The organism is Microbacterium sp. BF1, assembly GCF_019279095.1.
Lineage (GTDB): Bacteria > Actinomycetota > Actinomycetes > Actinomycetales > Microbacteriaceae > Microbacterium > Microbacterium maritypicum.
The window spans coordinates 1-715 of the sequence record NZ_JAGYWT010000786.1 but is presented as its reverse complement, the minus strand read 5'-3'; the positions used below and the strand labels follow the sequence as shown (position 1 = coordinate 715).

Annotated in this window: 2 protein-coding genes; both read right to left on the bottom strand. The window is 69.8% G+C overall.

All coding sequences use genetic code 11. The features are described 5' to 3' along the window. Positions 1 to 27: 27 nt before the first annotated feature. Positions 28 to 381, bottom strand: a complete 354-nt coding sequence (locus tag KZA10_RS16790) for a hypothetical protein (RefSeq protein WP_017828757.1) — start codon at positions 379 to 381, stop codon at positions 28 to 30. A gap of 53 nt (positions 382 to 434) precedes the next feature. After that, on the bottom strand, positions 435 to 715 hold a 281-nt coding region (locus KZA10_RS16785), incomplete at its 5' end, for a 6,7-dimethyl-8-ribityllumazine synthase (protein WP_218683469.1).

Genomic DNA, 715 nt, shown 5'->3' with positions numbered 1-715 from the left:
AAGCGCTCAGGCCGCGGGATCCTGCGGTCAGCGCCAGATCGCGGCGATCGCGGCATTGGCCGCGGTGAGGATGCCGACCAGCCAGAACACCGCGGACGGGATGGCTGCTCCGCGGCGCTGACGAGCCAGGCCGATACCGAGCAAGGCGCCGATGACGAGCAGGATCACGAGCTTGACGCCGACCTTGACGTAGTTGAGCTCGTAGGAGAGCCCCCACGGTGCGGCGAGAGCGAGGCCGGCGACCGCGGCGATCGCCATGCCGATGTTCATCAGCCGGGTGAACTCCCGCTTGCCTCCGAATGCCTGGGCGGCCCAGGCGCCGAAGAGCACGGCGAATCCGATGAGGTGGACGAACAGCACGATGTGGCGGAGGGTCTCCATGCCCTCACCGTACGAGTGCGGCACCCTTCTGCGCTAGCAAGGGCAGGCTGACCTCAGCCGCGCAGCTCCCGGGTGACCAGGGCCGTCCGCAACGCGGCATCGGCGGCTTCGGCGCCCTTGTCCTCCTTGGAGCCTTCGAGACCGGCGCGGTCGAGACCCTGCTGCTCGTCGTCGAGGGTGAGCACACCGAATCCGACAGGCTTGCCGGCATCGAGGGCGACGCGGGTGAGGCCGTCGGTGGTCGCCGCCGAGACGTACTCGAAGTGCGGAGTGCCTCCGCGGATGATCACGCCGAGCGCGCCGTCCGCATCCGCTCCGCCCGCGAACGCGGCCT